12 protein-coding genes are annotated in these 12,784 nt (G+C 36.1%); 5 read left to right on the top strand and 7 right to left on the bottom strand.

Annotated features, from left to right (window positions below):
- Positions 1-6: 6 nt before the first annotated feature.
- From ACFQ1K_RS12770 to ACFQ1K_RS12740, 7 genes are all read right to left on the bottom strand, one after another.
- Positions 7-426 carry a hypothetical protein gene (locus tag ACFQ1K_RS12770; RefSeq protein ID WP_386134286.1) on the bottom strand — a complete coding sequence of 140 codons (420 nt, stop codon included), beginning with the start codon at positions 424-426 and terminating at the stop codon, positions 7-9.
- Positions 427-593: 167 nt separating this feature from the next.
- A complete protein-coding gene (locus tag ACFQ1K_RS12765; RefSeq protein WP_320554368.1) occupies positions 594-980 on the bottom strand; it encodes a DUF302 domain-containing protein in 387 nt (128 codons plus the stop codon).
- A gap of 19 nt (positions 981-999) precedes the next feature.
- Positions 1,000-3,327, bottom strand: coding sequence for a multicopper oxidase domain-containing protein (locus ACFQ1K_RS12760; RefSeq protein ID WP_320554369.1), 2,328 nt, complete (start codon positions 3,325-3,327; stop codon positions 1,000-1,002).
- 3 nt (positions 3,328-3,330) lie between these two features.
- Positions 3,331-4,548 (bottom strand): TolC family protein, encoded by a 1,218-nt coding sequence (locus ACFQ1K_RS12755; protein ID WP_320554370.1) that lies wholly within the window; start codon positions 4,546-4,548, stop codon positions 3,331-3,333.
- Positions 4,545-8,285, bottom strand: a complete 3,741-nt coding sequence (locus ACFQ1K_RS12750) for an efflux RND transporter permease subunit (RefSeq protein WP_320554371.1) — start codon at positions 8,283-8,285, stop codon at positions 4,545-4,547. The genes ACFQ1K_RS12755 and ACFQ1K_RS12750 overlap by 4 nt, the downstream gene beginning before the upstream one ends.
- 104 nt (positions 8,286-8,389) lie before the next feature.
- Positions 8,390-8,806, bottom strand: a complete 417-nt coding sequence (locus ACFQ1K_RS12745) for an HYC_CC_PP family protein (RefSeq protein ID WP_299217635.1) — start codon at positions 8,804-8,806, stop codon at positions 8,390-8,392.
- A 78-nt stretch (positions 8,807-8,884) separates the two neighbouring features.
- Positions 8,885-9,319: a hypothetical protein gene (locus tag ACFQ1K_RS12740; RefSeq protein WP_320554372.1), complete on the bottom strand. Its 435-nt coding sequence runs from the start codon at positions 9,317-9,319 to the stop codon at positions 8,885-8,887.
- A 215-nt stretch (positions 9,320-9,534) separates the two neighbouring features.
- Here ACFQ1K_RS12740 and ACFQ1K_RS12735 point away from each other — a divergent pair, with 215 nt between their 5' ends.
- The 5 genes from ACFQ1K_RS12735 to ACFQ1K_RS12715 all read left to right on the top strand — a co-directional run bounded on the left by ACFQ1K_RS12735 (position 9,535) and on the right by ACFQ1K_RS12715 (position 12,731).
- Positions 9,535-9,957 carry an HYC_CC_PP family protein gene (locus ACFQ1K_RS12735; RefSeq protein ID WP_299217646.1) on the top strand — a complete coding sequence of 141 codons (423 nt, stop codon included), beginning with the start codon at positions 9,535-9,537 and terminating at the stop codon, positions 9,955-9,957.
- A 177-nt stretch (positions 9,958-10,134) separates the two neighbouring features.
- Positions 10,135-10,716, top strand: a complete 582-nt coding sequence (locus ACFQ1K_RS12730) for a helix-turn-helix domain-containing protein (protein WP_320554373.1) — start codon at positions 10,135-10,137, stop codon at positions 10,714-10,716.
- 71 nt (positions 10,717-10,787) lie between these two features.
- On the top strand, positions 10,788-11,216 hold the full coding sequence (locus ACFQ1K_RS12725) for a c-type cytochrome (protein WP_320554374.1): 429 nt from the start codon (positions 10,788-10,790) through the stop codon (positions 11,214-11,216).
- Positions 11,216-12,403: a hypothetical protein gene (locus tag ACFQ1K_RS12720; protein ID WP_320554375.1), complete on the top strand. Its 1,188-nt coding sequence runs from the start codon at positions 11,216-11,218 to the stop codon at positions 12,401-12,403. The genes ACFQ1K_RS12725 and ACFQ1K_RS12720 overlap by 1 nt, the downstream gene beginning before the upstream one ends.
- A gap of 22 nt (positions 12,404-12,425) precedes the next feature.
- Positions 12,426-12,731, top strand: coding sequence for a hypothetical protein (locus ACFQ1K_RS12715; RefSeq protein WP_320554376.1), 306 nt, complete (start codon positions 12,426-12,428; stop codon positions 12,729-12,731).
- Positions 12,732-12,784 lie beyond the last annotated feature (53 nt).

The following is a 12,784-nucleotide window of genomic DNA, read 5'->3' as shown; positions in this document are numbered from 1 at the left end:
CTTGATTTATTTTCCTGTTTTTAATATTAAATTCTTACTTATTATAAAAATGACTAATGGTAATATTGTGAATTGAAGAACCGGTGAAACTCCTGCCTTTAATATTGGTGTTAAGGGCATAGATTCTGAATACAACCAATCACCTCTGTTAATGTGCCAGATTTCTACAAAAGTTGCGCTTATTCCTCCCACCAGCATTAACAATAGGGTGTTAAAAAAACTAAGTTGTTTAATCCAATACACATTTTTGAATACTAGGCTAAAAACAAAGAAGAGTAACAAAAGTGTCAACATATCAGTTATTGAAGAAAGAACACACAATGAGATGTGGCTTAAATCATATTTAAAGTCTTTATATAATGGTCCGTGAGCCAATTCCCAAATAAGGTTTAATACAAAACCTATTAAAGCTATGGTTAAAATCATCCGTTTGTAGTTTGACTTATCAGTAACTTTCGTATAAAAATAGATATATAGAATACCTACTATCACAAGTGAAAATATTGGGATAATTAATATACCTGGACTTAGTGCTAACATTTATTATATTTTTTTACTTTGCATTATATGTGATTACTAACATTCATCCTACATCAAAGTTTTTCAATAACGTTTTCCAACATTGCCGTTATTTCATTAGCAACATCATTCAATTTTTCATTTTTCACAGCCTGCATTGATGCCATAGGATTTACAGCAGCAACTTCAATAACTCCTATCTCAATTTCTTGTACTATGACATTACATGGCAACATTGTCCCTATCTTATCCTCTACCTGTAAGGCCTTATGAGCATAGGGTGGATTACACGCTCCGAGTATCCTATACTTTTTAAAGTCTACATCCAGTTTTTTCTTTAAGGTTTCTGTTACATCAATCTCTGTTAGTATTCCAAAACCTTCTTCCTTTAATCCTTGTGTTACTTTCTCGATGACCTCTTCAAAAGTTCCATTGATTGTCTTATTAAAATAATAGTTCATCTTTTTATTTTTTAGTTGTTTAAAATCGTGCTAATAAACCACCACCCCAACCATATCGGTTGTTGTAGTTACCCTGTATTGAAAAATTTCTAGAGAGGATGTACGAAAGACCTACCAACCATTGTGTTTCACTTTCATAAGAGCTATCTCCTAAATCATTGACCCATCCAAAGTCTGCTCTATATTCGTATTCGCCCTCCAGAAAAATTCTAGGAAAAATCAATAGCTCCCTGTCCAGACGTATTCTTGGGCGCAGTTGATTATCCATACTCACATCTACGTTAAACCTGTAAGGCGTAAAGTATTTTACCCCAATAAGACCAACAGTATTGAACTCATCGAAGGAATCTGGTATTTCGGTTTCGGTGTTAATACCTACATAGAGGCGCACCCAATCATTGAGATACCTATTGTAATTTACTTCGGCTTCAAGATTTTTGTCATAATCGAATTCTGCTCTCAATCCGAATTCGTTGCGAATATTACTCGACGTTAAAAAGAGTTCATTAAAGTTTGAGCCAGCACGAGCCAATCCCCACGAATAATAATGGTCTGTTTCATCAATTATTTTTTTTGCCGGAAACTCAGCCATACGCTTATCCCGAGGGGTATCGTAACTAAAAACCCTTGCCATACCACCCATCATATGATACAATACGTGGCAGTGAAAGAACCAATCGCCATACTCTTCGTTATAGAATTCTATGACCACTTTTTGCATTGGTGGTACATTTACAGTATGCTTTAATGGTGAACGTTCGCCGTTTTCATTAATGACCCTGAAATAATGCCCGTGCAGGTGCATTGGGTGATGCATCATTGTTAGGTTGTTGAGTGTTATTCGGGTTACTTCCCCGTTTTTAATTTTTATTTTATCGGTTTCCGAAAGTGGAACACCGTTCATACTCCATACATAGCGTTGCATATTTCCGGTCAGGTTCAACAGAATGTCGTTTATGGGTAAATCGGCTTTGTAGGTGGTATTTTCCTTTGCCTTTAAAAAGTCGTAGTTGAAGTAGGTTTTCCGCGTGTTATAATCAAAAGAGGCAGTATCTTTCTGAATCATTTGCATATCGTGCATATGGCCGTCCTTTTTCATTCCCATCGTATCGTCCATCTTCATTTTCATATCCATTTGGTCATTCATCTTACCATCTTTCATTGACATTTTATCGTGCATTTTCATTTGGCCGTCTTTCATATCCATCTTCATCCCATACTTCTGCATTAAAACTTCAGGTGTCTTCTTTTTTTTATTTCCAACCATTGCAGGTGCTCCCATTTTCATATCCATTTTACCCATTTGTTTCATCATCTCTACTTTATCAGGTCTGTCTATTCTTTTGGCTGGATAAAGGGTGCCATTACCTAATTGTATAGAGGTATGACCTGAACCATCTTGAGCTGTTGCGGTAACTTCTAAGGTTCCTTCGGGAATAGTGACAATGACATCATACGTTTCGGCTATGCCAAATAGAAATCGGCTTTTGGATACGGGCTGTACGTCAATACCATCACTAGATACCACCATTGGGTTTCCTCCGCCAAAATCCAGCCAATAATAAGTAGAGGCAGACGCATTGATGAAGCGAAGACGTATTTTTTCGCCTGCCCTGAATTCTGGATACTCCGCCAATTTTTTACCGTTGGACAAAAATGCGGGATAATAAATGTCGGCAATATCAGCGCCTTCCATACGGTCTCTCCAAAATTTAAGTTGGGGGCCAAAAGCACCTTCTGAAATGACTCTACTCAATGGTACTGCTGTACCTTTTTTAACTTGATACCACTCGTTACCTCTTTTAAGGTTTCGTAGCACGTTCAATGGTTTCTCGTTTGTCCAATCAGAGAGTAGCACCACCAAATCTTTATCATATTCCAGAGTTTTTTCTTTTGGATGAATGATAATAGACCCATACACACCTTTCTGTTCTTGTAACATTGTATGAGAATGGTACCAATAGGTACCCGATTGATTGATTGGTATTCTGTATTGAAAAGTCTCTCCCGGTTCGATTGGGGGTGTATTCAAATAAGGTACGCCATCGTAAAAATTGGGAAGTATCAACCCGTGCCAATGCACAGAGGTTTCTTCATCCATTTTATTGGTAACGTTGATGATGGCAAGTTCTCCCTCATAAAACTCTAAAACTGGTCCAGGAATACTACCATTGATGGTCATCGCTTTTGCGGTTACACCCCCAAGCGTCATTTTATTTTCTTCTATAGTAAGGTTATATTCCTTTATAGTTCGTCCTTCTTCCTTCCTATCCGAACCGTTTGTGCCTACTTGGGCAAAAGTGAATGAGGTAAATAGTAATAATGTGATTATGTTTATTGTTCTCATTTTTTATTGTGTTAAATAATTAATCAAAGCATATTGTACATAATAGCCTTTAATAGATTCTATAAGGTTTATTTGAAATTTTAACTGCAACTCTTGAACATCTAATACATCGTTAAAATCAATAGTGCCCGTTTCATAATTCTTTATCAAGATTTCTTCAGCATCATTTGCTTGTTTTAGATTGTCCGATTGAATATTGAATTTTATTCTCGCATTTTCTCGGTTGTACTTCGCATCCGCTAATAGGGTTTCCAGTTTATTTAATCTATCCTCTTTTTGGGATTGTATCTGCAACTGCTTTAACTGATTCTGTTTTGTTACAGATTTATATTTATTGTTAAAAATTGGAATTGAGATAGACACCATTGGCATTATGATGTCCTTTCCATTGTCAGTAAAATTCATATCAGGACGCTCAGAAACTGGTACATAATCCACCCCAAAGCCTATATTGGGTGAGCTCTGTTTTTGATTCAACAACTCTGATTGCTCAACGGATTCATAGAGTTTATCATATTTAATGAGTTCAGGATTTAACTGAAGATTTTCCGTTAAGATTAATGCGTCCTCATCTGGAATAAACATATCCTCAACCACGGTTACGGCAATAGTCTCATCACGATTTAATAGATTATTGAAGGTGGCTTGTTCAGCAAGGTAATCCTGCTCTAATACTTCTTTTTGTTGTACAAGTTCATTTTGCCTAATTTGAAGACGAAGTACATCAACAGCTGATGCCTTATCAACTTCTACCGATGTTAATGCTAAACGTTCATAGGTTTCTAAAAGGTCGATATTTTTCTCAAGAACCAATTGTTTTGCTCTAATAGCATATAGTTTATAATAGGATTGAGAAACTGAAAGTGCCAATTTGCGCTTCATAATGACAATATCTACATATTGAGTTTCCGCTATTGAGCTTGCGTAATTTTCCCTTGCCGAAATAGTTCCAAACCAAGGTAACATTTGCTTGACAGAGAAACGTGCGCGTTGCGCTCCTGTACGGGTTTCGGGTTCACTTATAAAATAGCCAGCACTAATTTGTGTATCTGGCAAGGTATTAGCTTCATTAACTTTTTCTTCTGCTATGTTGTAGCGTAATTCAAAAGCTTGAATCTCGGGATTGTTATCTTGAGCTTCCTGAATGTAAGAGGCTAATTGTTGTGCATTAATCTTCGCGAAAGCGAAAAAGACAATTCCTAATAGAATTATATTTCTCATTTTGTAGCTTTTTTTAATTGAAGTTCATGTTTCAAGCTAAATAATACTGGTACAACAAATAAAGTCACCAACGCAATGAGCATCCCTCCAAAAGATGGGATAGCCATTGGTATCATTATATCACTACCTCTGCCTGTTGAAGTAAGTACTGGCAATAAGGCAAGAATGGTTGTCGCTGTTGTCATTAAACACGGGCGAATACGTTTTTGTCCTGCCTCAATTACCGATGCTCTTATTCCTTTTCTGTTTTTTGGCTTGTTTTTATCAAAGGTCTGTGTAAGGTAGGTTGCCATTACCACTCCGTCGTCTGTAGCAATACCAAACAGCGCAATAAAACCAACCCAAACGGCAACACTCAAGTTTATGGTGTGCATCTGGAACAGGTCTCGTAGGTTTTCACCAAAGAAGCTAAAGTTCAAAAACCAATCCTGGCCATAAAACCAAATCATTAAAAAGCCTCCGGCAAACGCTACGGCAATTCCCGTAAACACCATAAGGGATGTTGCCACAGAACGGAACTGGAAATAAAGAATGAGAAATATAATAAGCAATGCGAGTGGCACAACTACACCAAGTGTTTTTTCAGCCCTTAATTGGTTCTCATAGGTTCCTGTAAATTGATAGTTAATTCCTTTTGGTACAACAAGCTGTCCATTATCAATCTTCTCTTGTATGAGCGCTTGTGCGTGTTCTACCACATCTACTTCAGCATAACCATCTAGCTTATCAAAGAGTACGTAACCTACTAAAAAAGTATCCTCACTTTTTATGATTTGTGGTCCTTGCTCATAACGAATGGTAACCAATTCACTTATGGGTACTGGGTTGCCCTTTTCTACAGGAACATAGATATCTTTTAAATCATTTGGATTTGCGCGTAACTCTCTTGGGTAACGTACGCGTATTCCATATCGCTCCCTGCCTTCAACAGTTTGTGTAAGAACCATACCACCTATAGACACTTGTATCACTTGCTGTACCTGCTGTATGGAAATCCCATAACGAGCAAGCTTGTCTCTATCGATATCCAATAAAAGGTAAGGTTTACCAACTATTCGGTCTGCAAAAACCGCTTCATCCTTAACACCGTCGGCTTGTTTTAATATATCCTCCAATTGCACTCCAAAGGCTTCTATCTCATTTAAATCTTGCCCTTTCACTTTGATACCCATCGGGGCTCGCATACCCGTTTGAAGCATTACCAATCGGGTTTCAATAGGTTGTAATTTAGGTGCTGAAGTAACTCCGGGAAGTTTAGTTACCTTTACAATCTCTTTCCAAATATCATCGGGCGATTCAATTTCTGGTCGCCAATTTCTATAATACTCACCATCGTCATCTGCTATAAGTTGTCTATCGGTAATGTTAAAAGGGTCTTTTAATAAGGTGGCATCGTACTTGCTTTCGTCTACTTCCAATTCAACATTTGGATTTGTAACCAAGCTACCATCCTTTAACATAAAGAGACCATCTTCATTCACTTTAAATCGTTGTCTTTCTCTTTTATCATTTAAAATGTATTCAGACTTATACTGAATTACATTTTCATACATTGACAACGGTGCTGGGTCCAAAGCCGATTCTGTACGTCCAGATTTACCAACCACCGTTTCAATCTCTGGGATGCTAGCAACGGCCATATCCAATTGTTGTAAAACACGCTTGTTCTCCTCAACCCCAGCGTGAGGCATAGAAGTTGGCATTAAGAGGAAAGAACCTTCATTAAGTGATGGCATAAATTCCTTACCCGTATTCCGCATTATCATAACACCGAAGACAACAATAGCAGTAGGTATCGATAGAAACAAGAGTTTATTGCGTAACGCCCAATTTAATATGCGCACGTAATAGCTCCTAAAAAGCGTAAATATACCCAACAGGCCAAAGCATATTAGGCCCACAAATATTAAGTTCCAGAAAATGCTTCTATCTACACCCAATGGTCTCCAATATTCCGCCAACAAGAATACAATGGCAAAGGCTGAAATAAATATGTTGATGATATTAGCTCTATCTGCCGATATTTTTTCTTTAACAGACAGTAAACCAACAATACCATATGCAACCAGTATAAGCCCAAGGGTATGTCCAAAAATTACTGCTAACAGACCAATTATTACTAAAGCAATATTGAGAATGTATCTAAAAGAAATTTTTACATTACGCTTTCTGAAAAAATAGGCTGCAAAAGGTGGTATAAGAAATAATGCCACTATAAGAGATGCTGTGAGTGCCGCTGTTTTCGTGAAGGCCAAAGGTCGAAATAACTTACCTTCAGCTCCTATCATAGTGAATACAGGAATAAAACTTATTATTGTGGTCATAACAGCAGTTAGAATAGCGCCAGAGACCTCGGCTGTGGCATTATATACAACTGTATTCATTGGTAGGTTCTGGTCATTTTCATCTATGTGACGCAGTACATTTTCAGATAGAATAACTCCCACATCTACCATTGTACCAATGGCGATGGCAATACCAGATAAGGCGACAATATTGGCATCTACATTAAACAACTTCATTGATATAAAAACCATCAATACCGCCACAGGTAATAGTCCTGAAATCAATACAGAAGCTCTGAGGTTGAATACCATAATGATAATTACGAAAATGGTTATCAAAATTTCTAGAGTCAATGCTTCATCAAGTGTTCCTAATGTTTCCTGTATGAGTTCGGTTCTATCATAAAAAGGAACAATGGTCAATTGCGATGTCCTTCCATCGCTCAGAGTTTTAGAAGGTAAGCCTGAACTTAGTTCATTTATTTTCTCCTTAACATTATTAATAACTGCCATAGGGTTAGCGCCGTAGCGGGCTACTACAACACCACCTACAACTTCGGCACCTTCTTTATCTAAAAGCCCTCTTCTTGTTGCAGGGCCGTGAGAGACATTGGCAATATCCTTTAAGCGTATAGAGGTAAAATCTTCTGAAGTAACTACTGCATTCTCCAGGTCTGAAATAGACTTAACATACCCTAAACCACGGATTAGATATTCAGCCTGATTGATTTCTAAGGTCTGGGCGCCTACATCTTGATTACTTTGTTTAACTGCTTTAACAACCTCATTTAAGCCAATTTTATACTGTTTCATCAACTCTGGGTTGACATCTACTTGGTATTCTAAAACGTAACCACCAATAGAGGCTACTTCTGAAACACCACTCGCCGAGGACAATGCATATTTCACGTAAAAATCTTGAATACTACGAAGTTCCTGTAAATCCCAACCACCAGTCACATTTCCATTTTCATCGCGGCCTTCCAAAGTATACCAGTAAATCTGCCCGAGACCTGTAGCATCTGGACCTAGTGCGGGATTTACTCCGTCGGGCAATAATCCAGCAGGTAACGAATTTAATTTTTCGAGAATACGGCTTCGACTCCAATAGAATTCTATGTCCTCTTCAAAAATGATGTAAATGCTGGAAAAACCGAACATTGAAGAACTCCGTATGGTCTTTACCCCAGGAATACCAAGAAGTGAAGTGGTAAGCGGATAGGTTATTTGGTCTTCAATATCTTGTGGCGAACGCCCATCCCATTTAGTAAATACAATTTGTTGGTTTTCCCCAATATCAGGAATGGCATCCACCGCTACAGGATTGCGTGGTAAGGAACCGGTATTCCATTCAAAAGGTGCGTTTACAACTCCCCAAGCCACGAATAAGGCTAGTAACAGAACCGCTACTAGTTTATTTTCTATTAAGAATTTGATGCTTTTATTTAGCATAAAAAATGATTTTTAAGTAATTATAATTTTTGTTGACAAAACAACAAACAAGTGATTGAGTCCAAACAAATTAATGCAGGACTTCAGTACTAATTACTTAAAAATCAAATAAGGAAAGTTTGGTCTAAAACTTGAACGTCCCTGACCAAGGGAGGTGGAGAGTAATCTCTAAAAGAGATATTTTCTGTTTGTAATTCTGTAAATAGATTTACGTAAGAGTAGATGAAAGTGGCAACTAATATCTGTTGCTCTTTATCTAACTTATCAAAAGAAATTTTTAGATTATCTTGACCATCAACAACGAGCTGTTCATCGCTACAACAGTCTTTCTTAGTAATATCACATTCTGTTGAAGACGTTTTTTGCTGAACCTCCATACCACAAGATTCAACTTTACCAAACACTGAAGTATCCACAAGCACGTCACCACAATAATGGCTTTCAATAGTGAAAGACATTGTTGAGACAAACACTAAAAGTGCCATACAAAATGATACTATTTTAAAAAATATTGCCTTCATTTGTTTTGCAAAGCTACAAAAATTTTAACACTTTAATTTTGTTTAACAAAATTTTAGACTCTTTATATAGATAAAATACTAATCCTTTTTACCCAATTGACTTAATGCAATAATATTCTCTACAAGGCCTTTAATTTCTAATGGTGGGTTGCCGTGGTCAAAATTAGAAGACACATATTCTTTGCCATTTGTAAACACTTTTAATTTTGCAAATGCAGCACCATCAACTTCTCTTTTATTAGTAGGAGCCTTAAGCAAGGAGAGGTGTTCAAGTTTTATTTTTTTTACCCAATCCACTAATTTCTTCCATTGTTTTTTGTCTATATCAATAATAGTACCATCACTTTCACTTCTATTTTCTTGAAAAAGAAGTGTACCTTTTTCAACTTTAATTTTATGATAGAACCCTCTAGAAAAAGTTTCATATTCAAAAGTAAGTCCAACCATTTTATCCTGAGAAAATACTGACTGTACCATTGCGATTGCCAGTATTGTAATAAATATCTTTTTCATAAATAAGGTAAATAATTATTATTTATTTAATCATACAAACTTATCAATCTGTATTTTATTGGAATATGACAAATATCATTATTCTGTTTAATCTTTAGATTTATATTTGTATGAATGGAAACTTGTTTAATATACGTAAAACATTAATAACAAGCATATTGAGAGTGTGAATTTATTTTACTCAAATGTTAAACAAAATTTCTTAACTTTACATTGTGAAAATTATTTTTACTAAAATATTGTCTTTCTTTTTGGCAGCATTTATATTGTTGTCAACCTCTTCTTTTACGGTGAATATGCATTTTTGCTGTGACAAATTAGTGGATATGGCTTTTTTTAGTGAAGCACAAGCTTGTAAAGACAAAGTTCAAAAGAAAAATAACCCCACTAAGAAATGTACTACTCTACAAGAAAAGGATTGTTGCGACAATCAGACTATTTTAAAAGAAGCTAGTGATACCTTTAAAAAATCGAATACGGTTTTAGAAATTGACACTTTAGTCTTCTTAAATACATTTATTTATTCTTACATCAATCTTTTTGAAGGACTAGACAAAAATATAGTTCCTTTTGAAGCGTATAGGCCGCCCTTGCTATACAAGGATATACATATTCTATACGAGACATACTTAATTTGATTTTCTACATCGCAGTAAAAGCCCTTTTACTGCACAATTAGTTGTAGCCAGCGCATAGCTATTGGCTATATACTATTGTACCCAATTCCCGACAGTATCATTTACACATTAGACTGTAAAACATACAATTACAGGACTAACTATTGAGCAAAAGCCCAATAACAATACCCTATAAATATGACACAACCAAAAGAATTTTGGGTTAAAAATATGGTGTGTAGTCGTTGCTTAAAAGTAATAAAGCAAGAACTACTAGAACTAGGAATAACCGTCCTTTCGCTAGAGCTAGGAAAGCTTTTAGTGGAAGCACCAGGATTAAGCGATGCACAAATTAACCAAGATGTTACCAAAGTGCTACACGCAAATGACTTTGAAATTGTAAAAAGTGAAGAAGATATGCTCGTTGAAAGAATAAAAATTATTCTGATTGAACAACTTGTTGAACTGCCATTGACCTTAAAGGTTAAGACTTCGGAACATTTATCATCAACCCTTCATCGAGATTACAAGGCATTGAGTAAACTGTTCTCATCTAAAGAAAAGACCACCATTGAAAAGTACTTTATAAGATTAAAAATTGAAAAAGTAAAGGAACTCATTCAACTCAAACAACATTCCTTTTCTGATATAGGATACTTATTGGATTACAGCAGTGTAAATCACTTATCCAGACAGTTTAAAGATGTGGTTGGAATGAGCATGACAGATTATAAAAACACAGAAAATTGGAAGCGTAATTATTACGATGAAATTATGTAGAAAAGAACGAAAGTTATGCACATCGTTTTACTTCTATACCAATAAATTTAAAATAACATAAATCAATTATTATGAAAACAAAAAAGATTTTTTTAAATGTAACCTTACTAGGTTTCATCTACTTTTTAACCGTAGGGTTTATCAAATCCCCTCAAACAGATTATACACCAATAGAACAGGGTAAATGGGTGGCTCCGGCGAGTGCGGATAAAATTACGAATCCCTTAAAAGGAGATATTGCATCTATTGTATCAGGTCAAAAGACTTATAAAATGTTATGCTTGGTTTGCCATGGTCCCAAGGGTAAAGGAGATGGTATGGCTGGAGCAGGCTTAACACCAAAACCAGCAGATTTGACAAGCTCAACTTTTCAGTCACAATCAGATGGTGCTATTTTCTGGAAAATAGAACAGGGACGTTCACCAATGCCTTCTTATAAGACATCTATTCCAGAAAAAAAACGTTGGGAAATTATTAATTATCTAAGAACACTCAAATAATGAAAAAGCTAATTCTAATAACAGTAATCATTGTATTTACTCAAATGGCATTTAGCCAAACATATAATGATTTTAATACTGACAGTACAAGAACCTCAGAACCTTTTAAACCAAGTAAAACCCAGTTTATGATTAGAGGTTATGGTCATACAGGGTTAAATACTTTAAGCAACGATGAAGAGACAGAATCATCATACGTAGGGTCCGCCTTTGCACCCATCTTTTTATTCAAACATTCTGATAGACTTATGTTCGAGGCAGAGCTAGAGTTTGTATTAGAAGGTAATGAGCTTGAAGTTGGTTTAGAATATGCTGACGTCATGTATGTTCTTAATAAAAACATGACCGTTCGAGCAGGTAAGTTTCTGCTTCCATTCGGTACATTTATGGAAAGATTACACCCAGCTTGGATTAACCGGCTTCCTACAAGACCTCTAGGCTTTGGTCATGATGGTATTGCGCCTTCTTCTGGCATTGGTGTAGAACTTCGAGGTGCTTTTGATCTTGGGGGACCAAAACTGAATTATTCTGTGTATTCTACAAATGGTCCAAGACTAAAGGATGGTAGTGAAGAGCCTGAAGAAGCAGGGATGCTATTGTTTCAAAATTTTGAAGATAACAATAATAGTAAAGCTTTTGGAGGTCGTATTGGACTATTACCTTTTGCAGATTCCTCAACTGAAATAGGTTTTTCTACATATTCAACAAGTAAAGTTGGGGCTAGAGATTCAGATTACGAAAATGTTGGTGCATTCTTATATGCAATCGATTTTGCTTTTGTAAAACAAATACCAGCAATTAAAGGATTTATTGATATTAAGGGGCAATACAATAACTCTGATATTGATGGCGCTACTTATACTGAAGTACATGAAGATGGGGATGAAGAGGAATATACCTTCGACAATAAAAGCAACTCGCTCTACGCCCAAATAAGCTATCGCCCAACAATGGCTAATAGTGATTTTCTGAAAAAGTTAGAGCTCGTTGGGAGGTATTCAAATCTCAATACACCGGAAGGCGCTGAATGGGAAGAACAGTCTGATCAATATGCCTTTGGGCTAAACTATTGGCTAACCTGGAGGTCAGTTATAAAAGTGGCATACCAGACAACCGACGCTGTTGGTGGTCACGATGGTGGTGGTACAACTGATGGCTTCTTTGTACACTGGGCAATTGGATTCTAATAAACATATAAATACAGAAATCATGAAAACAATAAATAAAATAATTCTAATCAGTTTAATGCTACTTGTAACAGGGGTAGTAATTGTAAGCTGTTCCTCTACAAAGGATAAATATACAGCTGTTACAGATGTTGAAGACGAATTTAAAATTGAAAAGTCTGGCGCACAATTATGGGGAGAAACTTGTAACAGGTGTCATTTAGCACCTTCGCCAGCAGACTATAATGATACTGATTGGGAGACCATAAGTTTACATATGAGAGTTCGGGCAAATTTAACAGAAAAAGAAAGTAGTAAGATATTGGAATTTCTAAAATCTGCCAATTAATAGCTGATAACACATTCCCTTACCTGCAATTTAAAATGAGTTTTGGGAATGTG

The sequence above is a fragment of the Winogradskyella aquimaris genome (genome assembly GCF_042676105.1).
GTDB lineage: Bacteria > Bacteroidota > Bacteroidia > Flavobacteriales > Flavobacteriaceae > Winogradskyella > Winogradskyella aquimaris.
Note: the sequence above shows the minus strand (reverse complement) of the source record. Positions and strands in the feature narration are given on the sequence as shown.